The 20,156-nt window shown below is 71.1% G+C and carries 17 protein-coding genes, 2 tRNA genes, 3 pseudogenes and 1 riboswitch; of the genes and pseudogenes, 15 read left to right on the forward strand and 7 right to left on the reverse strand.

The window, feature by feature from the left end:
- The 3 genes and pseudogenes from AWZ10_RS54405 to AWZ10_RS37400 form a co-directional block, all read left to right on the forward strand.
- Positions 1-836: pseudogene (locus AWZ10_RS54405) on the forward strand (DEAD/DEAH box helicase); the annotation flags it as partial.
- A 239-nt stretch (positions 837-1,075) separates the two neighbouring features.
- Positions 1,076-2,647, forward strand: coding sequence for an amino acid permease (locus AWZ10_RS37395; RefSeq protein ID WP_060893233.1), 1,572 nt, complete (start codon positions 1,076-1,078; stop codon positions 2,645-2,647).
- Between the two features lie 266 nt (positions 2,648-2,913).
- Positions 2,914-2,986 (forward strand) — tRNA-Lys (locus AWZ10_RS37400).
- A 286-nt stretch (positions 2,987-3,272) separates the two neighbouring features.
- Here AWZ10_RS37400 and AWZ10_RS48885 read toward each other — a convergent pair.
- Both AWZ10_RS48885 and AWZ10_RS37410 read right to left on the reverse strand, forming a co-directional pair.
- Positions 3,273-3,542 (reverse strand): annotated as a pseudogene (locus AWZ10_RS48885) (NAD(P)/FAD-dependent oxidoreductase); the annotation flags it as partial.
- 70 nt (positions 3,543-3,612) lie between these two features.
- Positions 3,613-4,026 carry an arsenate reductase ArsC gene (locus AWZ10_RS37410; RefSeq protein WP_046704433.1) on the reverse strand — a complete coding sequence of 138 codons (414 nt, stop codon included), beginning with the start codon at positions 4,024-4,026 and terminating at the stop codon, positions 3,613-3,615.
- A 91-nt stretch (positions 4,027-4,117) separates the two neighbouring features.
- Between AWZ10_RS37410 and AWZ10_RS37415 the strand changes: the two genes are divergently transcribed.
- The 3 genes and pseudogenes from AWZ10_RS37415 to AWZ10_RS37425 form a co-directional block, all read left to right on the forward strand.
- Positions 4,118-4,426, forward strand: a complete 309-nt coding sequence (locus tag AWZ10_RS37415; RefSeq protein WP_046704434.1) for an ArsR/SmtB family transcription factor — start codon at positions 4,118-4,120, stop codon at positions 4,424-4,426.
- Complete coding sequence (locus AWZ10_RS37420; RefSeq protein ID WP_046704435.1) at positions 4,423-5,196, forward strand: aquaporin; 774 nt, start codon at positions 4,423-4,425, stop codon at positions 5,194-5,196. The genes AWZ10_RS37415 and AWZ10_RS37420 overlap by 4 nt, the downstream gene beginning before the upstream one ends.
- A pseudogene (locus tag AWZ10_RS37425) lies at positions 5,193-5,501 on the forward strand (NAD(P)-binding domain-containing protein); the annotation flags it as partial. The gene AWZ10_RS37420 and the pseudogene AWZ10_RS37425, both read left to right, overlap by 4 nt.
- A gap of 165 nt (positions 5,502-5,666) precedes the next feature.
- On the opposite strand, the gene AWZ10_RS37430 reads toward AWZ10_RS37425, so the two are convergent.
- Positions 5,667-6,044 carry an ArsR/SmtB family transcription factor gene (locus tag AWZ10_RS37430; RefSeq protein WP_046704436.1) on the reverse strand — a complete coding sequence of 126 codons (378 nt, stop codon included), beginning with the start codon at positions 6,042-6,044 and terminating at the stop codon, positions 5,667-5,669.
- A 147-nt stretch (positions 6,045-6,191) separates the two neighbouring features.
- Here AWZ10_RS37430 and AWZ10_RS37435 point away from each other — a divergent pair, with 147 nt between their 5' ends.
- Both AWZ10_RS37435 and AWZ10_RS37440 read left to right on the forward strand, forming a co-directional pair.
- Positions 6,192-7,559 (forward strand): NAD(P)-binding domain-containing protein, encoded by a 1,368-nt coding sequence (locus AWZ10_RS37435; protein ID WP_060893235.1) that lies wholly within the window; start codon positions 6,192-6,194, stop codon positions 7,557-7,559.
- Between the two features lie 28 nt (positions 7,560-7,587).
- Positions 7,588-8,055, forward strand: coding sequence for an ArsI/CadI family heavy metal resistance metalloenzyme (locus tag AWZ10_RS37440; protein ID WP_046704438.1), 468 nt, complete (start codon positions 7,588-7,590; stop codon positions 8,053-8,055).
- Between the two features lie 415 nt (positions 8,056-8,470).
- Here AWZ10_RS37440 and AWZ10_RS37445 read toward each other — a convergent pair whose 3' ends face one another.
- Positions 8,471-9,169 (reverse strand): TetR/AcrR family transcriptional regulator, encoded by a 699-nt coding sequence (locus tag AWZ10_RS37445; protein ID WP_060893236.1) that lies wholly within the window; start codon positions 9,167-9,169, stop codon positions 8,471-8,473.
- A gap of 98 nt (positions 9,170-9,267) precedes the next feature.
- On the opposite strand from AWZ10_RS37445, the gene AWZ10_RS37450 reads away from it, so the two are divergent.
- Entirely contained in the window at positions 9,268-10,329 is a 1,062-nt protein-coding gene (locus AWZ10_RS37450; RefSeq protein ID WP_060893237.1) for an oxygenase MpaB family protein, read from the forward strand.
- 53 nt (positions 10,330-10,382) lie between these two features.
- Here the strand turns inward: AWZ10_RS37450 and AWZ10_RS37455 are convergent, their stop codons facing one another.
- Entirely contained in the window at positions 10,383-11,738 is a 1,356-nt protein-coding gene (locus AWZ10_RS37455; RefSeq protein ID WP_060893238.1) for a chloride channel protein, read from the reverse strand.
- 566 nt (positions 11,739-12,304) lie between these two features.
- On the opposite strand from AWZ10_RS37455, the gene AWZ10_RS37460 reads away from it, so the two are divergent.
- Complete coding sequence (locus AWZ10_RS37460; RefSeq protein ID WP_060893239.1) at positions 12,305-12,877, forward strand: class IV adenylate cyclase; 573 nt, start codon at positions 12,305-12,307, stop codon at positions 12,875-12,877.
- Positions 12,878-12,960: 83 nt separating this feature from the next.
- Here the strand turns inward: AWZ10_RS37460 and AWZ10_RS37465 are convergent.
- Together AWZ10_RS37465 and AWZ10_RS37470 are read right to left on the reverse strand one after the other, a co-directional pair.
- Positions 12,961-13,034: transfer RNA gene (locus AWZ10_RS37465), tRNA-Met, on the reverse strand.
- Between the two features lie 130 nt (positions 13,035-13,164).
- On the reverse strand, positions 13,165-14,322 hold the full coding sequence (locus AWZ10_RS37470; protein WP_060893240.1) for a dihydrofolate reductase family protein: 1,158 nt from the start codon (positions 14,320-14,322) through the stop codon (positions 13,165-13,167).
- Positions 14,323-14,542: 220 nt separating this feature from the next.
- Between AWZ10_RS37470 and AWZ10_RS37475 the strand changes: the two genes are divergently transcribed.
- The 5 genes from AWZ10_RS37475 to AWZ10_RS37495 all read left to right on the forward strand — a co-directional run bounded on the left by AWZ10_RS37475 (position 14,543) and on the right by AWZ10_RS37495 (position 20,088).
- Positions 14,543-15,073, forward strand: a complete 531-nt coding sequence (locus AWZ10_RS37475; RefSeq protein WP_060893241.1) for a MarR family winged helix-turn-helix transcriptional regulator — start codon at positions 14,543-14,545, stop codon at positions 15,071-15,073.
- Positions 15,074-15,218: 145 nt separating this feature from the next.
- Positions 15,219-15,869, forward strand: a complete 651-nt coding sequence (locus tag AWZ10_RS37480) for a GTP cyclohydrolase II (protein WP_037689267.1) — start codon at positions 15,219-15,221, stop codon at positions 15,867-15,869.
- A 324-nt stretch (positions 15,870-16,193) separates the two neighbouring features.
- Positions 16,194-17,306 carry a PP2C family protein-serine/threonine phosphatase gene (locus tag AWZ10_RS37485; RefSeq protein WP_046707993.1) on the forward strand — a complete coding sequence of 371 codons (1,113 nt, stop codon included), beginning with the start codon at positions 16,194-16,196 and terminating at the stop codon, positions 17,304-17,306.
- 299 nt (positions 17,307-17,605) lie between these two features.
- Positions 17,606-17,767, forward strand: a riboswitch (cyclic di-AMP (ydaO/yuaA leader).
- 10 nt (positions 17,768-17,777) lie between these two features.
- A complete protein-coding gene (locus AWZ10_RS37490) occupies positions 17,778-18,839 on the forward strand; it encodes a M23 family metallopeptidase (RefSeq protein ID WP_037689263.1) in 1,062 nt (353 codons plus the stop codon).
- 304 nt (positions 18,840-19,143) lie between these two features.
- The gene (locus AWZ10_RS37495; RefSeq protein ID WP_060893242.1) at positions 19,144-20,088 is read left to right on the forward strand and encodes an aldo/keto reductase; all 945 of its coding nucleotides are present in this window, start codon (positions 19,144-19,146) and stop codon (positions 20,086-20,088) included.
- The last annotated feature ends 68 nt before the right edge of the window (positions 20,089-20,156 follow it).

Genomic DNA, 20,156 nt, shown 5'->3' on the forward strand with positions numbered 1-20,156 from the left:
CGCAGGCCACCGCCGCCGTCGCCGTCGAGGCGGACGGCGCGCCGGTCGCGGCCCCGGCCGCGATCGTCGAGCAGCCGGCCGAGCGTCCGGCGTACGAGCGTCCCTCGAACGACCAGCCGCGTCAGCGCCGCGACGAGCGGGGCAACGGCGGTTACGAGCGTCGTGACAACGACCGCGGCGACCGCGGCGGGTTCCGCCGGGACGACCGCCGCGACGGTGAGCGCGGTGGGTTCGACCGCCGTGACGACCGTCGGGACGGCGACCGTGGTGGCCGTACCTTCGAGCGTCGTGACGACCGCGGTGGCAGTGGCTTCCGCCGGGACAACGACCGTGGTGGCCGTACCTTCGAGCGTCGTGACGACCGCGGTGGCAGTGGCTTCCGCCGGGACAACGACCGCCGTGACGACCGTCGGGACGGCGACCGTGGTGGCCGTACCTTCGAGCGTCGTGACGACCGCGGTGGCAGCGGATTCCGCCGGGACAACGACCGTGGCGGGTTCGAGCGTCGTGACGGTGAGCGCGGTGGCCGTTCGTTCGAGCGTCGTGACGACCGTGGTGGCAGTGGCTTCCGTCGGGACGGCGACCGTGGTGGCCGTACCTTCGAGCGTCGCGACGAGCGTGGCGGCCACCGGGGCAGCGACCGTCCGGTCAACCGTGACCGGCAGGGCGGCGACCGTCCGGGCTTCCGCTCCGGCGGCCACGAGCGTCCGTACGGCCGTCGTGACGACCACCGCGGCACCGGAACCGGCACCGGCTCCGGCACGGGCACCGGCTCGGGCACCGGCTCCTCCTTCGGCCGTCGCGACGAGAAGCCGCGCTGGAAGCGCAACGGCTGACATCGATCGCTGACGTCGATCGTTGAGGCTGACGGCTGCGGCCGACGGCTGAGGCTGGTGGCTGACGCCTGCTGACTTGTCGAAGGGCCCGTACGACTCCGGTCGTACGGGCCCTTCGGTCTTGTTGTGCCTTGCTCTGCCTGGTTCCGCCTTGTTCTGCCTTGCTCCGTCCGGTTCCCGCCGGTTTTCGGCCACGGTGTGGCGCATGTCATGTCCCTGGGAAGGGAATTGCTGGGGGCATGACAGATGACGACATAGCCCGTGGGGCAGCCGGGGCTTCGGCTCCGGACTCTGTGTCGGTCTCGGTGTCCGACGAGGAACGGCTCGCCCAACTGGGCTACACGCAGGTCCTCGCCCGCCGTATGTCCGCGTTCTCGAACTACGCGGTCTCCTTCACGATCATCTCGGTCCTCTCCGGCTGTATGACCCTCTACCTCTTCGGCATGAACACCGGCGGGCCCGCGGTGATCACCTGGGGCTGGGTCGCCGTCGGCCTGATGACGCTCTTCGTGGGTCTGGCCATGGCCGAGATCTGCTCGGCCTACCCGACCTCCGCCGGCCTGTACTTCTGGGCCCACCGACTGGCGCCGGAGCGCAGCGCGGCCGCCTGGGCGTGGTTCACGGGCTGGTTCAACGTGCTCGGCCAGGTCGCCGTGACCGCCGGCATCGACTTCGGCGCGGCGTCCTTCCTGGCGGCGTATCTGAACCTGGAGTTCGGCGTCGAGGTGACTCCGGGCGGGACGATCCTCCTCTTCGCCGCGATCCTGCTGCTGCACGGCCTCCTGAACACCTTCGGCGTACGCATCGTCGGCATGCTGAACAGCATCAGCGTGTGGTGGCACGTCGTGGGTGTCGTCGTCATCGTCGGGGCGCTCGCGATCGTCCCCGACAGCCATCAGCCGGCGTCGTTCGTGTTCACCGAGTTCGTCAACAACACGGGCTGGGGCAGCGGGCTGTACGTGGTGCTGCTGGGCCTGCTGATGGCGCAGTACACCTTCACCGGGTACGACGCCTCCGCCCACATGACCGAGGAGACGCACGACGCGTCGACGGCCGGCCCCAAGGGCATCGTCCAGTCCATCTGGACGTCCTGGGTGGCGGGCTTCGTCCTCCTCCTCGGCTTCACCTTCGCCATCCAGTCCTACGACGGTGCCCGCGAGTCGGCCACCGGGGTGCCGCCCGCGCAGATCCTGCTCGACGCGCTCGGTGCGACCGGCGGCAAGCTGCTCCTCCTCGTCATCATCGGCGCGCAGCTCTTCTGCGGGATGGCCTCCGTCACCGCCAACAGCCGCATGATCTACGCCTTCTCGCGCGACGGCGCGCTCCCGTTCTCGCACGTCTGGCACACGGTCAGCCCCCGTACCCGCACCCCCGTGGCGGCGGTCTGGCTGGCGGCGGGCGGCGCGCTGGTACTGGGTCTCCCGTATCTGATCAATGTCACGGCGTATGCCGCCGTCACCTCGATCGCGGTGATCGGCCTCTACATCGCGTACGTCATCCCGACGCTGCTGCGGCTGCGCAAGGGCGACGCCTTCGAGCGCGGCCCCTGGCACCTCGGGCGCTGGTCCCGGACCATCGGCATCATCGCCGTGATCTGGGTCTTCGCGATCACCGTGCTGTTCATGCTCCCGCAGCTGTCCCCGGTCACCTGGGAGAACTTCAACTACGCGCCCGTCGCCGTCCTGGTGGTGCTGGGCTTCGCGGCGATCTGGTGGGTCGCCTCCGCCCGCCACTGGTTCCTCAACCCCGAGCACGAGCGCAGCGTGGCCCGGCAGGCGGCGCGGGAGGCGGCGCGGAAGGGGGCGCCGTAGCGGATCGGTCCGTCGGGGGCGGGTGTTCCTCCGCGGGAGGGGGCTCGGGTGCCGTGCCGGACGGGGTTCGGGCGCCGTGCCGGAGGCGGTTCGGGCGCCATGCTTGACGGGGCGTGGGCACCAGCCAACTCGCCCCACTTCCGGCGATCTTCCGTCCGTTCTGTTCCACGGCGGACCTTTTTGCGGCTCGCCGACGCGGCCGGGTCACCGATACCCGATCGGAGTCCCGGCCACGTCCGGCTATGCTCGGGGAGGCAACATCGCCTGGGCCCTTAGCTCAATTGGCAGAGCAGTGGACTTTTAATCCATTGGTTGTGGGTTCGAGTCCCACAGGGCCTACGGTTCGCGGGTGGGGGATATCCCCTTTGACCTGCTGTGCAGCGCTCGGGTCGGCTTCGGTCGGCTCGGGCGCTGCTTCGTTCTCGGGGCCGTGCGAGAGCGGACGGCGCGGTGCGAGCCTTGCGGCAGAGGCGGGATGGGGCAGAGGCATGCTCGGCACTGTCGGAACAGCGAGGCGAGCATGGCTGGGCCAGTTGCTCCTCGACGCCGTCAACCGCCTCATGGAGATGGCTGAACGCCTTCGCGGCGCGTGCCGGTGCTCACGGATTCGTGCGGGTGTCGCTCGGGCCGCGGCGAGGTCGCCCGCGCCGAAGACGCCCGGGACGTCCGTGCGGGTGGAGGGGGAGGCGACCTTGAGACAGTCCTCGTCGTCCCGGCTCAGGCGGCCGGTGACCAGGTCGGTGCGCGGGTCGTGGCCGATCCCGACGAACAGCCCGGCAGCGGTGAGGCGGGAGGTCTCGCCGCTGGCGGTGTCGCGCAGGGTGAGCCCGGCGAGCTTGCCGTCGCCCTCGTGGATCTCGGCGACCTCGCTGTTCCAGGCGAAGGCGATCTTCGGAGCCGATGACATCGACGTTGCGTATCTCCACGGACATGCCCTCAAGCCGCGGTCGTGTCGGTCGCGGCGCTCAGGCCTGGGGGGCCGGCGCGATCTCCTTGATCAGGCCCTCGACCAGCACCTTGATCTCGTCGCGGATCGGGCGGACGGCCTCGACGCCCTGGCCCGCCGGGTCCTCCAGCCGCCAGTCCAGGTACCGCTTGCCAGGGAAGACGGGGCAGGTGTCGCCGCAGCCCATGGTGATGCAGACGTCGGACTCCCTGACCGCGTCGACGGTGAGCATCTTCGGGACCTCGGCGGAGATGTCGATGCCGACCTCGGCCATCGCCGCGACGGCAGCCGGGTTGACGCCCGCGCCCGGGGCGGAGCCGGCGGAACGGACCTCGACACGGTCCCCGGCCAGGTGAGTCAGCCACGCGGCGGCCATCTGGGAACGGCCGGCGTTGTGGACACAGACGAACAGCACAGAGGGCTTGTCGGACATCAGAGGTCTCTCTTGTCTCGCGACGGCATCAGGTGCGAATGATGTCAGCACCTGATGGTGTCAGTCACCACTGATGTGACAGTATCAGCACATGATGACGTCAGTCGACACTGACCTGATCCGGGTGCTGGCCGACCCGCTCAGGCTTCGAATCGTGACCCTGCTCGCCAAAGAGGTGCTGTGCACCACCCACCTCGTGGAGGAGACGGGCGCCCGGCAGACCAACCTCTCCAACCATCTGAGAGTGCTGCGCGAGGCCGGCGTCGTCGAGACGGAGCCGTGCGGCCGGTTCACCTACTACCGGCTCAAGTCCGACGTCATCGCCTCACTCGCCGGGCAGTTCGCCGACCTGGCCGAGTCCGCGCGCACCGCAGCCGAGAACAAGAGGGCCTGTCCATGACCGCCGCCGAGGCCGCCCCGACCGCGGAGTCCGCGCCATCCGCGGCATCAGCTCCCGCACCCGCGCCGGGTGCCACCCCTGCGCGTACTCCCCTGGTCGCCCGGGCCGCCGCCGAACTCACAGGCACCGCGCTGCTGGTGGCGATCGTGGTCGGCTCCGGCATCCAGGCCACCGAACTCACCCAGGACGTCGGCCTGCAGTTGCTGGCCAACTCCACGGCCACCGTCTTCGGCCTCGGCATTCTGATCCTCCTGCTCGGCCCGGTCTCCGGCGCCCACTTCAACCCGGTCGTCACGCTGGCCGAGTGGTGGACGGCCCGACGCGGCGGCGCCGGGGTCACCCCGCGCGAGGTGGCGGTGTATCTGCCCGCGCAGATCGTCGGCGCGATCGCGGGCGCGATCCTCGCGGACGCGATGTTCGCCGAGCCGCTGGTGAAGTGGTCCACCCACGACCGCTCAGCGGGACACCTGCTCCTCGGCGAGGTCGTCGCCACGGCCGGCCTGATCCTGCTGATCTTCGGCCTGTCCCGCGCCAACCGCCTGCAGTACGCCCCCGTGGCCGTCGCCTCCTACATCGGCGCCGCGTACTGGTTCACCTCGTCCACCTCCTTCGCCAACCCGGCGGTGACCATCGGCCGTGCCTTCACCGACACCTTCGCGGGCATCGCCCCCGGCTCGGTCGGCGGTTTCATCGGCATGCAGCTCATCGGCGGCGCGGTCGGGCTGGCGCTGGTCGCGCTCATCTTCATGCCCGGACAGTCGGCGGAGTGACCGACAACAGGACCGAGGTGGTGGTGATCGGCGGCGGCCAGGCCGGACTCGCCGCCGGCTGCCATCTGCGCCGCCTCGGCCTGGAGTTCGCCATCCTCGACGCCCAGGCCACGCATGGCGGCGCCTGGCAGCATGCCTGGGATTCGCTGCGCCTGTTCTCCCTGGCCGCGTACTCCTCACTGCCGGGGCGTCTCATGCCGGCCCGGACCGGCCTGACCTACCCCGACGCGCAGCACGTGGTGGAGTATCTGGCCGACTACGAAAAGCGCTACGAGTTGCCCGTCGAGCGGTCCGTGCGCGCAGTCCGGCAGTCCGGCAGTCCGGCAGTCCGGCAGAACACGGTCAAGGATCTGCTCCACCACATGGGCGCCGGCAGCGATCTCTGCCGGCTCACCGTGCTCATTCGACGTCGATGGTCATCGCCCCATCATCCACAGGGCCACTGACATCGGTTCCGGTTCACGGACCACTCAGGAGTCAGTCGGCGTCAGGGTCAGCAGCTTGCCCATCGCGGCCAGCACGGACGGTTCCACGCGGTAGTAGACCCAGGTGCCGCGCCGCTCGGAGGTGAGCAGGCCGGCGTCCTTGAGCTTCTTCAGGTGGTGGGAGACGGTCGGCTGGGACACCCCGACATCGGAGATGTCGCACACGCACGCCTCGCCACCCTCGTGCGAGGCCACCGCCGAGAACAGCCGCAGACGCACCGGGTCGCCGAGCGCCTTGAACATCCGTGCGGCCGTCTCGGCTTCCTCGGCCGTGAAGGGTCGCTCGGTCAGCGGTGGGCAGCACGGCGCCACGGCCGCGGAGACCTCGGGCTCCAGCAGCGGTAGGACCTTCATATTCGACATGCATCTATGTTGACACATGTCGAACCAGCGTGGCGAGGGTGTGTCATCCCAGCAGATTCGATATATGTCTATGTTGACGATTGTCTAATCAGGTGTCATTCTGGCCGAGTAGGACATCGACAAACGTCGAAGCAAAGGGAGAACCCCGTGAACGCGCTCACCACCGACCAGCTGCCCGTCGTGGTCATCGGCGCCGGCCCGATCGGTCTGGCCGCTGCCGCCCACCTCGTCGAGCGCGGCATCGAACCCCTGGTCCTGGAGGCCGGCCCGGCGGCGGGCAGCGCTGTTCGTGAGTGGTCCCACGTTCGCCTGTTCTCGGCCTGGGGCGAGGTCGTCGACCCGGCCGCCGAGAAGCTGCTCGCCCCGACCGGGTGGGTCCGCCCCGACGCCTCCGCCTACCCGACCGGCGGCGACTGGGCCGAGCGCTACCTCCGGCCCCTCGCCGATGTCCTCGGCGACAAGGTCCGTTACGGCGCCACGGTGACCGGCGTGGCCCGCGCGGGCCGGGACCGCGTGGTCGACTCCGGCCGTGACGAGCAGCCCCTCACCGTGCACCTCCGGTCCGCCGACGGGCACGAGGAGCGGATCGCCGCCCGTGCCGTCATCGACGCCTCCGGCACCTGGTCCGCCCCGAGCCCTCTGGGCGCCGACGGTCTGCCCGCCCTCGGCGAGCAGGCCGCCGCCGACCACATCACCTACCGCGTCCCCGACCTCGACGACCCCGCCGTCCGCGCCCGTTACGCGGGCCGGCGGACCGCCGTCGTCGGCTCCGGGGCCTCCGCCTTCACCGCCCTCGCGCTCCTGGCCGACCTGGCGAAGGAGGAGGGAGGCGGGACGCACACGGTGTGGATCCTGCGGCGTGGCATCGGCGCCAACACCTACGGCGGCGGCGAGGCCGACGAACTGCCCGCCCGAGGCGCACTGGGCCTGCGGGCCAAGGCAGCCGTCGAGGCCGGCCACGCGTCCGCCGCCACGGGCTTCCGCACCGAGGCGGTCGAACGAGACGGTGACCAGCTCGTCCTCGTCGCGGAGGACGGCCGCCGCCTCGACCCGGTCGACGAGGTCATCGTCCTCACCGGCCTCCGCCCCGACCTGTCCTTCCTCTCCGAACTCCGCCTCGGCCTCGACGAACGCCTCCAGGCCCCGACCGCCCTCGCCCCGCTCATCGACCCCAACGTCCACTCCTGCGGCACCGTCTACCCGCACGGCGTGAACGAGCTCTCCCACCCCGAACAGGGCGTCTACCTGGTCGGCATGAAGTCCTACGGCCGCGCCCCGACCTTTCTCGCCATGACCGGCTACGAGCAGGTCCGTTCCGTCGCCGCCGCGCTCGCGGGCGACCGCGAGGCCGCCGAGCGCGTCGAACTCACCCTCCCGGAGACGGGCGTGTGCGGCGGCGCGGGCCTCTTCGACGAGCCGGAGAGCGCAGAGCGGTCCGGTGGCGGATGCTGCGCCTCACCCTCCCCCCTCCAGATCGGCACCGGCGCCCAGGCCACCGCCTCCGCCGGCTGCTGAACTCCCCACCCACCCCAGGAGGTTTGCCATGACATCCCGCGTACAGCTCGCCCTTCGCGTCCCCGACCTCGCCGCGTCCATCGCCTTCTACACGAGGCTCTTCGGTACCGAGCCCGCCAAACTCCGCGACGGCTACGCCAACTTCGCCATCGCCGAGCCCCCGCTCAAGCTCGTCCTCATCGAAGGCACCGCGGACGAGGCGACCCGCATGGACCATCTCGGGGTGGAGGTCGAGACGACCGAAGCCGTCCACGCCGCCACCGCCCGCCTTGGCGAGGCGGGCCTGGCCACCGACGTGGAGAACGACACCACCTGCTGCTACGCCGTTCAGGACAAGGTCTGGGTCCACGGCCCCGGCCAGGAGCCCTGGGAGGTGTACGTCGTCAAGGCCGATGCCGACTCCCTGGCCAAGCAGCGGGGCAGCGCCTGCTGCGCCGGCCCCGCCGAGGCCGGCATCGGTGCGAAGGAAACGGCCGCGGCGGGCGGCTGTTGCTGACCCGCCGGTGACCGACCTCCACACCAGCGACGCCGTGACCGGGCCGGAGGACCGGTCACGGCCCCGCGCTGCCCGCCCTGCGCACCACCCAGATCACCAGCCGGGGAATCGTCCATTACGCCTTCCCCGTCCTCGATCCGCGGATCACAGCCGCCACGGGCTGGTCAGCCACCGCCACCGGGGGCTGGCCAGCCACCACCGCCGCCTTCTCGGGCGCGCTCCTGATCTCGGCCGTCGCCGGCATGCCCGTCGGCGGCATCCTCGACCGTCGTGGCCCGCGACGCGTCGTACGGTTCGCGGGTGGGGAACATCCCCTCTGACCTGCGGCGCGGCGCTCGGGGCGGCTTCGGTCGGGTCGGGCGCCGCTTCGCTTTCGCCGAGACCGCCCCTCGGAGCCGTCGCCGCTGACCGGCCGTCAACGGGTCGGCGGCCAGAGGGCGCCGAGGATCACCCGTACCTGGCCGACCAGGTGTGACGGCTCGAATGCGCCGGGATCGGTGAGCGCGACGCGGCCGAAGTGTTCCGCACAGGCGACGAGTGCGTGCGCGAGGACCCGCGGGTCGAGTTCCGGGCCGCTCCGGTCGGTCAGGACGAGGGAGATCCATCCCTCGACCCGGAACCGGAACCGTTCGCGGTCCGACTCGATGCGGTCGCGGACGACCGAGGGCATGTTGCCCGGAGTCAGCAGGATCAGCCGCCAGGTGTCCGGGTCCTCGCGAAGCATCGCGGACATCCGGCGCACCGCTTCGGAGGCGAACGCGGCGGGATCATGCGGGTCCGCGGCGTCGGGGGCACGCGAGTCTCCCGCGGCGGGGCCACGCGGGTCTCCCGGGCCGGGGATCGTTTCGAGCAGCCGTGCGAAGGCGCGTGCCTGCTGTCGGTCGAGCAGGGCGGTCAGCAGGGCGTCGAGATTCTCGAAGGCGCCGTAGACCACCGACCGGGCGACATGGGCCCGCTTCGCGATGGCGTCGATGGAGATGCGGTCGTAGCCGTCGCTCACGATCACGGCGAGCGCCGCGTCGAGCAGCTGCTCACGGCGTTCCGCGAGCGGGACGCGGGGGGCGTAGGGGCGTCGCTTGCGCGGCCGGTCTTCCGAAGAGGTGGGCGCTGACACCTTGGCAGTTTACGACATGCGTGTCTTAATTTAAGACAGCAGTGTCTTAATTGGGGTTCGACGGCGGCGCACGCCGCGGACGCGTGAGGGGCGGTTCCATGGCGAAGCCGAAGCGGAGTGAGGTCGAGCCGCACGAGGACTACGGATTCTTCGGCCCGGGTTCGGTGGTGTGGAAGGTCTGGAGCTATCCGACGGCGCTGACGGTGGGCTTCCAGCGGGCCGTGGTCGTGGAGGAACTCGACCCGCCGCTGGTGGCCGCCGTGCACGCGACCCAGGGCATCTACCGGCGCTCCCGCACTCGCTACGACCGGACCCTGCGGTACTTCGCGATGGTGGCCTTCGCCGGTTCACGGGAGGTGTGCGGGGCCGCCGATGTCCTGGTCAGGATCCATTCCAAGGCGATCGGCCGACTGCCCTACGGTGACGGCACCTACGATGCCAACGACCCCGCCTCGCAGCTGTGGATCCAGCTCACCGGCTGGCACTCGATCCTCTACGCGTACGAGAAGTACGGACCCGGCAGGCTCACCGCGCGGGAGGAGAAGGAGTACTGGGAGGCGTGCGCGGTCGCCGCGGAACTGCAGACGTGCTCCCCGGACGACATTCCCCGCAGCCGTGACGGCGTCCGGGCGTACTTCGAGCGGATGCGCCCGCAGCTGTCCGCCAGCCCCATCGCCCGGCAGGCCATGAACCACCTGCTCAGGAGCGAGCTCGTCTTCCCTCCGACGCCGCGCTGGGCGAAACCGGTGACCCTGGCTGTCGCGAAGGCACAGCGGATCGCCACGCTCGCCACCATGCCGCGCTGGATGCGCGAGATGGCGGGGATCCGGCAGTCACGCCTCCTCGACACGCTCATCGTGCCCGTCATGAAGACGGCCTTCGCGCTCGCCCACCTCAGCCCCAGGGCCGAACTGCGCCTGCTGGCGCGGCTCTCGCCCTCCACCGTTGCGGTGATCGCGCCGATGAAGCTCGGCATCCCTCCCCGCAACGAGGAGGTACTGACCCCTGCGGAGGCCCGCGCCCGCCACGGCTACGCCAAGCCCGCCGAGGCACATCTCGCATTCCGGGCCCGGCAGGCGGCCCGCGTCTTCGAGGACGGCGAAGCCCCCAGCGACCAGGGGCTCGTCGAGTCCCAGGAGATCCTGGGGCCCCTCTCGTAAGCAGGGCGGACCTTCTGCCCCGGGCGTCCGGGGCGGCTCGCTCCCGTTCCAGCTCACGGCTGCTGCCGACCGGTCTCCGGTTCCTGCGCCGGTTCCGGCGCGGGAGGAGGTGTGAGCCACGCCGTCGCGACGTACGAGACCACGACCGCGACGATCACCAGCGGCATGACGGTGACCCCCTGCGCACCGATCAGCAGTGTGGCCAGCAGGACGGAGACCAGCGGGAATCGCAGCATCGCGGCGCTCATCGCTCCGATACCCATCGCGAACCCCGCGACCAGGGTCAGTCCCGGCAGGTGGGAGAACAGGATGCCGCCCGCCGCTCCCACGAACATCGCGGGAAAGATCGGGCCTCCCCTGAAGGCGCTGAGCGACGCGCAGTAGGCGAGGCCCTTGCACAGCACCAGCAGCGACAACGCGCCCACCGAGTACGCGGCGCTGTGCGTGAGGAACGGATCCATCGCCGTCTGCCCCGAGTACAGGACGTCGGTCGCCGGTTTGCCGGTGCCCTCCGCGTAGCCGATCGCCAGCCCCGCCACGACCAGGCCCATGACCACCGTGGCCGGCACCCGCCGCTTTTCGACGTGCGTCGCGAGCCTGACGGAGAGCCACCGGATTCCCGCACCCGCGAGTGCGGCCGACAGACCGATGACTAGAGCCCAGCCGAATTCCGCCGCTGTCGGGCGCATGGCCTCGGGTACGTCGTGCAGTGCCAGCGAGTAGGTGCCCAGCCCGGTCCACGATCCCAGCCCGACGAAGATGAGCGCGCCGATGCCCGCGGCCAGCAGGCCGGGCACCAGCACCAGGCCCATCATCGCCCCACCCAGCCCTGAGGCTTCCATCAGAAGGAACGCTCCCAGCAGGGGCGATCCCAGCAGCGAGCTGACGGCCGCGAAACTGCCCGCCGCGCCCAGCACCGCGCTCATCTGCTCGGGCGGGTCGCGCCTGACCATCCGCACGGCGCCGGCGGCGAGCCCACCGCCGAGCGCCAGGAGAGGCGCCTCGGGTCCGAGGACGGCGCCGAAGCAGAGAGTCGCCAGGGCCGCGGTGAAGATACCGGGCAGTTCGATGGGTGTGGGCGCGCCGACGGGCTTGAACCCGGCTGTCGGTTCATGGCCGCCGTTCCCCGGCAGGTACTGAACCGTCAGTGCCGTGAGCAGCCCCCCTACGGCGAGCAGCGGCAGCGGCCACCACCATGGCGTCCCGTCGAACCCCAGCGACTTGGGCAGATCCGTGTAGATCAACGGCTGGACCTCCCCGATCAGCGCGAGGAAGCCGAACGCCGCCGCGGACACCGGCACGCCGATCAGTGCGGCCATGGCCAGAAGCACCAAGTAGGCGCGGCTGCGAAGAAGCGTCATCGGGTCCGGAGGCGACGTGGCCCCGGCCCCGGTCGTGCCGACCGGCATGCGCACTGCCTCCTCGCGATGCGGGCCTCGTTCCGCACTCACCGACGACCGCCGGCGAACCGAACCCGGAACGCCTCGCCGACTGACGCACGCGGCGCGGTACCGAGCCTGGCACGCCGTTCCGAGGCAGGCATGCCGACACGACCCATGCGAGTCACGCCCACAGGCCGCCTTCTCGTTTTCGTCCGCACGGCACGGCACGGCACGGCACGGTTCGCGGCAGAGCCGGGACTGAGGGGATGTCGGGTGATCGTCGAGCCACCTTGACGTCGAACCGGCACCAGCCCCGCTGGGGACGACCGACCCTGGTCGCCGTGGAGCCGCCGTACGTGTGGTGACGGGGTCCGGGGCGGTATGCCGATGGACGGGCGCGTCGGCGGGGCGGTGCGCGGGGCCCGGCGGACTGTGTGGCGTGGGCCTTTTGGCCTCTCCGTTTTTCGTCTCTCCTCCTTCCGTCCTTCCGTCGATGTGCACACGACGGGCTCTCCCCCGACGGGCGGCCGGAGGGGACAGTAGGAGGAGGGAGGGGAGTGGGGGAGAGCGGTGGGTGAGGAGAGGAACGGGTCGTGATCGAGGCGGAGTTGAAGGCCCGGGTCCGTGCGCCGGAGGCGGTGGCGCGGGTGCTCGGCGAGTGGGCCGAGGGCAGGTCCGAGACGTACCAGGACACGTACTACGACCTGCCGGACGGCAGCCTGCGCGCCCGGGGCGAGGAACTGCGGCTGCGGTTTCTCGTCGACCACGGCACGGGCGACAGGCGGACCCTGCTCACCTTCAAGGCGGCCGCGGTGGACGAGGCGTCCGGGTCGAAGCCCGAGTACGAGACGCGGATCGGGGACTCGCAGATCGCGCACGCCATCCTGGAGCACCTCGGCTATGTACCGGCGATCGTGTTCGAGAAGCGCTGCCGCAGCCACGCCTTCGAGGCGTACGGCCGACGGATGCTCGCCACCCTCGTACGGGTCCCCGAGCTGGACGGCACGTTCCTGGAGATCGAGAGCCTGGTCCAGGAGGAGGTGGAGCTGGCCGCAGTCCTCGACGACATCCGCGCGGTACTCGACGACCTGGGCATCGCCCCGGAGGACCTCACGCGCGAGCTCTACACGGACGCGGTGGCGACGGCCCGCCGCACCCTGCCCTAGGCAATCAGGGCGCACAGAGGCCATGAGGGCGCACAAACACCTGGGGCCGGAATCTTCATCGGATTCCGGCCCCAGGTCTTCAGTAGCGGGGACAGGATTTGAACCTGCGACCTCTGGGTTATGAGCCCAGCGAGCTACCGAGCTGCTCCACCCCGCGTCGTTGAAACCAGTGTACGCCATCCGCGGGACCCCAAGCACACGGGTTAACGGCGACCGCCGATTACCGCCGATCGCCGCGGATCCACCCGGCCGTCCACACCTTTGTCCGGCCGGTCGGCAGGCGCTCGTCAGTCGACCAGATGGTTGTTGGGCGCCTTCGCCCGACCCTCGTACTCGGGCAGTACGACGACCTCGGCCCCCTCCGCCGACAGCACCGCGTTGCCGACGGCGGCGTCCTCGACGAACGTGTCCGGCTCGCGCCAGGCCGTCACGACACGGCGGACGCCCGCGTCGAGGACGAGCCGGGCGCAGGGCGCGGGTCGGGAGGCGCGGCGGGCGCACGGTTCCAGGCTGCTGTAGACCGTGGCGGAGGCGAGGCGCGGGTCGGTGGGGCCGAGCTTGGCGAGGGCGGCCTCCTCGGCGTGGGCCGCGGGGTCGCCGCCCTCGCGGGAGTGGCCGCGGGCCAGTTCCGTACCGTCCTCGGCGACCACGACCGCCCCCACACTGAACGCGGTCTGCGAGGGCGGGCACTCGGCGGCCAGTTCGCAGGCCAGCGCGAGCCAGTGCCGGTCGGCGGGGGAGACGGCCGGTCCGACGCCGGGGACGGTGGGGGCGTACCGGATGAGGACGATGTCGCCCACCGGCCGGGTCTCCAGCAGCCGCAGCCGGCTCTTCGGTCCCCCGGGATACGCGCCCGCCCCGAACAGCCGCGGCGCGTCCGTCTCGCCCACGAACACCGGTGCGACGGCCAGCTGCACCTCGTCCGCGAGCCCTTGCTGGAGCAGCTGGGTGTGCACGCGGCCGCCGCCCTCCACCATGAGGCGCCGGACGCCGCGTGCGTCTGCGAGGTGGTCGAGGAGGGTGGGCCACTCCAGGTCGGGGCCGACGGAGACGACGTCCACACCGTTCGGCCCGGCCGGCAGGCCCAGCCCGCGCAGCCGCTCCGCGCCCTTGTCCGTCGTGTACACGACCTTCTCGCCGCCCGTGTGCCAGAACTGGGCCGTCGGGTCGAGATCGCCGGACGCGCTGACCGTGACCTTGAGCGGGTACTCCGGGAGCCCGGCGGCGACGCGGGCCGCACGGCGCTCGGGGGAGTTGACCAGCAGCCGGGGGTTGTCGGTACGCAGGGTGCCGGCGCCGATCAGGATGGCGTCGCTCGCCGCGCGCACCTCGTCGACCCGGTCGAAGTCGGCCGGACCGGAGAGCAGCAGCCGCTCGGGTCCGGTGTCGTCCAGGAAGCCGTCGAGGGAGACGGCGGCGGACAACAGGACGTAGGGCTGGGGCATGGACGCACTCCCTGGCGTGACGGTGACGGTGACGGTGATGGGGACTCGGACTGGGACCGGCGCTCGGGCCGGGACGGGGACTGGGGCTGGGACCGGGCCGGGGCCGGGACTGTGTCGAGGGGGCGGTGACGATGGTGGCGGGGGAGGCCGTCGTCGGCCGCGATGGAGGCCGTCGGCGGTGGGCTTGGTTCAAGTTTTAAACAATAACTACACTGTACGTATGACGACCCGCTGGCTCACCCCCGAGGAGCAGCGTGCCTGGCGCGCCTACGTGGCCGCGAGCTCGCTCCTGGAGGACGCGCTCGACCGGCAGCTCCAGCAGGAGGCCGGCCTGCCGCACCTCTACTACTCCGTGCTGGCCGCCCTCTCCGAGGCGCCGGACCGCAGGATGCGGATGACCGACCTCGCCGAGCACCTGAAGATCACGCGCAGTCGGCTGACATATGTCGTGACCCGGCTGGAGAAGGACGGCGTGGTGCGGCGCGAGGACTGCCAGTGGGACAAACGGGGCAGTGTCGCCGTGCTCACGGATGAGGGCATGGCCCTGCTGGAGCGTGCGGCGCCGGGCCATGTCGAAACGGTCCGCAAGGCCGTCTTCGACCACCTCAGCCCCGAGCAGATCGGCCAGTTCGAGGAGATCTGCGCGGCCATCGCGACGGCGATCCAGGGCGGGGACCCGCGGGCGGCGGTCGGCTCCGACGACCTGCCGTGGCGCCGCCGCGCGTGCCCGTCGAGCCAGTCCGGCCAGTAGGGCCGCCGCGCATTCCCTGTGTTGCGGGAATGTGAGGCATCTCCAAACGGGTTGCTTGAAATTTGAAGCAGGGGTTAGAGTCCTGCCGAGCGCTGTGCTTCAAATCTGAAGCATGGCGACGTCCGCACCAGGACCGGAGATCCGCATGCCCGACTTTCCCGCTGCCACCCCGCGTGCCCGCGTCCGGGTACCGCTGCGTTTCCACGACGGCTACGGCGTCGACGCCGAACTGGTCACCTTCCACGGCCTCGTCGACGGCCAGGAGCACCTGGCACTCGTCCTCGGCGACCCCGCCCCGGGCGCGGCCCCGCTGGTCCGGCTGCACTCCGAGTGCCTGACCGGCGACGTCTTCGGCTCGGCCCGCTGCGACTGCGGTCCGCAGCTGCGTGAGGCGGTGGAACGGATCGCCGAGCGCGGCGGTGTCCTCCTCTACCTCCGCCAGGAGGGCCGGGGCATCGGCCTCTACAACAAGCTCGACGCGTACGCCCTTCAGGACCAGGGCCTCGACACGTACGAGGCGAACGCGGCGCTCGGCCTGCCGGAGGACGCCCGCGACTACACGGCGGCGGCCCAGATGCTGGGTGCCCTCGGCATCGACGAGCTGGACCTGCTCTCGAACAACCCCGACAAGGCGCAGCAGCTCCGCGACCTGGGCGTAGGCGTCCGCGACCGCGTCCCCACGGGCGTCTTCACCACCGCCCACAACGTCCGTTACCTCCGCGCGAAGGTCCTCCAGACCCACCACACGCTCCCCCTGCCGGAGCTGACGGGACTGACCGGGTTGACGGCGGGCTGAGCCCCCGGGGCGGGAACAGGGCCGCGCGCGGCAGGGCGAGGAGACGACCCCGGCAGCCGCAGCCGCCCGCAGCCGCCCCGGTCTCCGGCAGCAGCTGCCGGCCCCCCACCGCCCTCCGGCAACCAACCGCCGACAGCGGCATATCCGCCCCCCCAGGCCGGAGCAGTGCCTCCTCCCCACGCAATCCGCCCGTCCCGGCTCCCACCCTCCTACCTCCCTCCTCCTCTCTCCGGCCCTCACCCCTCCCACTAGCCCACTCGGCCCCGCCGACTGGCCCCGCACGCCACCCCCGGAAACCCTGTACCCGTGGGGCAGCGAGAGGGAGTGGAGGGTGTGAGAGAGCCGGGTGGGTGGCGGTTCTCGCACACCCGTACGCTCGCTCGCCTCATTCCCGGCCTGCTGATCGCCGTCGGCCTCTTCTACGACCACTTCACTCCGCGCGAGTTCACGGCGGTCCCCTTCTTCACCGCCGCTCCCCTCGTCGCGGCCCCGCTCTTCTCGCTGCACGGCACGGTGATCACCGGCGCCGCCTCGGTCGCCGGCATCACCGCCGTACGCGCCTACTACGGCGACACGAGCCAGGTGGACGCGATCACCGAGATCGCCACGGTGGTCACCGTCGCCGTACTGGCCGTACTGATCAACCGTCTCGTCCGCCGCAGCGACGCCCGGCTCGCCACCGCCCGCGAGATCGCCGAGGCGGCCCAGCGGGCCGTACTGCCCGTGCCGCAGGAGCGCATCGGCGGGCTGGAGTTCGCCGCGCGGTACGAGGCGGCGCAGGCGGGGGCGTCGATCGGCGGCGATCTGTACGCGGTGCAGGACTCGCCGCACGGCGTACGGCTGATCGTGGGCGATGTGCGCGGCAAGGGGCTCGGGGCCGTGTCGGCGGTGGCGGTGCTGATCGGCGCGTTCCGGGAGGCGGCCGAGCAGGAGTCGACGCTCGAAGCGGTCGCCCAGCGGCTGGAACGGGCGCTGGCACGGGAGGCGACGAGGCGGGAGGCCGCGCGACGGGACGCGGCGGTGGAGCGTGAGGGGTTCGTGACGGCCGCACTGGCGGAGTTCCCGCACGGTGCCGGCCTCGCCCGGATCGTCAACCGAGGCCATCCGTCACCCCTGCTGCTGTACGCCGACGGCACGCTGTGCACCCTGGACGCCCCGCAGTCCGCGCTCCCGCTGGGTATGGAGGACCTGGGGACCTGGCCCGACCGCGCGCAGGAGACCGGGTTCCCGCCCGGCGCCACGCTGCTCTTCTACACGGACGGCCTCTCCGAGGCGCGGGACGCGCGCGGCGTCTTCTACGACCCGGCCGCGCGCCTGTCCGGCCGGGTCTTCTCCGCCCCGCGCACCCTGCTGACGACCCTCGCGGAGGAAGTACGCCGACACACGGGCGACAGCACGACGGACGACATGGCCCTCCTGGCGGTCCGCCGCTCCTGACAATCAGCCGCCCACACGTCTCTCACAACCCTCACGTCTCTCACCTCTCTCACGACCAGCGGGCCTCGATATCACAGAACGTGTCTGTGTGACCGTCCTCCGTATAGAAGCTGATGTATCGTCAGAACTTTTGTTACTCGTGAGGCAAGGTCAACTCGCCCGTTTTAAACCCCCCATGCCCCGTAAAGTCCAGCGCGCAGGCCGGAACGATCATTCAGAACAGCTTGGAATGGAGTACTCGCGTCTATTAACGTTCGATAACGCAGCGCGGTCGTCCCAGCCGTCACAAGAGACGGCTCCGTGCTCACGCGCCGAATCCCGCAAGGGAACCGGGGAACCACCACCCTGGGGTGAATCGCACGGAAACCGTCGTGGCAGTCCGCATGTCCGGTTTACGCGCGTAGGAGACCTTCCTGCTCCGAACCCGTCAGCTAACCCGGTAGGCGAGAAGGAAGGAAGGAGCGCGCCCACGTGGCGTCGAACCGGTCCGCGACCGAAGCCCCGTTCGTACCGAGCCAACGCGAAGGCGAGAGCCAGACGTTCGGCTACGGCAGCTACAACAGCGACAACGAGGGCCCCTGGCAGGAGTGGAATCCCAGCGAGGAGACCATCCGCCCCGTTCGCGGCCGGCACCGCGTCGCCAAGCCGCGCGGTGGACTCGCCCGTGGCGGACTGGCCCGCAGCTCCACGGTTCTCGGCGTCGGTGTCATAGCAGCCGTCGGCGGCGCCGGCATGGCCAGCGCGCAGTCCGGCAAGGCCCCGGTGTCCATTTCGATGCCCGACATGCCGAACGTCGGCTCGGTCTTCGAGGACGAGGCCGACGAGCCGGAGCCCCAGGCCTCCACCACCCCGCTCAGCAGCGCCGGCCTGACCGCCGCCGACACCGAGCAGGGCACCGCCGACGCCGGTGAGGCGCTGCGCGCCCGCATCATGGCGCAGGCCGAGTCCCAGCAGGACGCCTCCGACAAGGCCGCCGCCGAGGCCGCCCAGACCGCCGCCGCGGACAAGGCCGCCGAGCAGGCCGCCAAGGAGAAGAAGGAAGCCGAGGCGAAGGAAGCCGCCGCCAAGAAGAAGGCGGAGGAAGAGGCCGCGGAGAAGAAGGAAGCCGAGCGCCTCGCGTCCCTCGCCAAGCAGTTCACGCTTCCGACCTCCTCGTACACCCTCACCTCCACCTTCGGCCAGGCCGGCCCCTACTGGTCCTCCGGCTACCACACCGGCCTCGACTTCGCCGCCCCCACGGGCACCCTCATCAAGGCGGTCCACAGCGGCACCATCACGCAGGCCGGCTACGAGGGTTCCTACGGCTACAAGACCGTCCTCACCCTCGATGACGGCACCGAGATCTGGTACGCCCACCAGTCCTCCATCGGCGTCAGCGTCGGCCAGAAGGTCGCCACCGGCGACGTCATCGGCCGCGTGGGCGCCACCGGCAACGTCACCGGCGCCCACCTCCACATGGAGGTCCACCCCGGCGGCTCGGCCAGCGGCATCGACCCGGCGGCGTGGCTGCGCAGCAAGGGCCTGACCCCGTAGAGCCAGTCGGAACCAGCGACGCCGCGTAAGTCCGTGAGGACTACGCGGCGTTCGTCATCTCCGGGCGAGACAGGGCAGAGCGGGTGCAGGGCAGAGCGAGACAGGGCAGTGCAGGTAGTGCAGGTACAGGGCGGAGCAGGTAGGTGGGGCCGGACGGTGTGCTGGTGAGGAGGAGGGAGACCGCAGGGCGGGCCGTCGACGAAGCAGGCACCCGGCGTCGGCCGAGGCCCCCCGCTCCACGGCTTCACGTACCGTTCACGCTGGGGCGGAATGCGGGCGTCCGCCTCGCCGGTTGACGTTGGACATGACTTCTCTTCGCAAGCTGGGCACGTCCGACATCGAGGTCTTCCCGCTCTCCCTCGGCGGCAACGTCTTCGGATGGACCGCAGACGAGGCACAGTCCTTCGCCGTTCTCGACGCCTACGCGGCCGCCGGCGGCAACTTCGTCGACACCGCCGACTCCTATTCGGCCTGGGTGGAGGGCAACAAGGGCGGAGAGTCCGAGACGACCATCGGCAGGTGGGTCAGGTCCCGGGGCAACCGCGCCGACGTGGTCATCGCGACCAAGGTGAGCCAGCACCCCGAGTACCAGGGCCTGACGGCGGCCAACATCAAGGCGGCGGCCGAAGCCTCCCTCACCCGTCTCGGCACCGACTACATCGACCTCTACTACACCCACTTCGACAAGCCCGAAGTCCCCGTCGAGGAGATCATCACCGCCCTCGACGACCTGGTGAAGGCCGGCAAGGTCCGCGCGATAGCCGCGTCCAACATCACCCCCGAACGACTGAAGGCCTCCCTGGACTTCTCGGCCGCCGAGGGCCTGGCCCGCTACGTGGCGCTCCAGCCCCACTACAACCTGGTCTCCCGGGACACCTACGAGGGCCCCCTCCAGGCCCTCGCCACCGACTCCGGCCTTTCCGCCGTCCCGTACTTCGCCCTCGCCAAGGGCTTCCTGACGGGCAAGTACCGCCCCGGCACGACGGTCGACAGCCCCCGTGCCGCCGGTGCCGGCGCGTACCTCGAAACCCCGGCCGGCACGCGGGTCCTCACGGTCCTCGACGAGATCGCCGAGTCCCGCGGCGCCGCCCACGCCACCATCGCCCTCGCCTGGCTCGCCGCCCAGCCGACCGTCGCCGCACCGATCGCGTCCGCGCGAACCGTCGACCAGCTCCCCGCCCTCCTCGCCGTCGCCGACCTCACCCTCACCCCCGAGGAGCTGAACCGCCTGACCGCGGCCTCGGCCTAGCGTCCGCGTACCCCCGCCGGGGCCGGCGGGGGTGGCCACGCCCACAGGGCCGCGCGCCGCCCACCCGT

Origin of the sequence: Streptomyces europaeiscabiei, assembly GCF_001550375.1 — a bacterium.
GTDB classification, from domain to species: Bacteria; Actinomycetota; Actinomycetes; order Streptomycetales; family Streptomycetaceae; genus Streptomyces; species Streptomyces europaeiscabiei.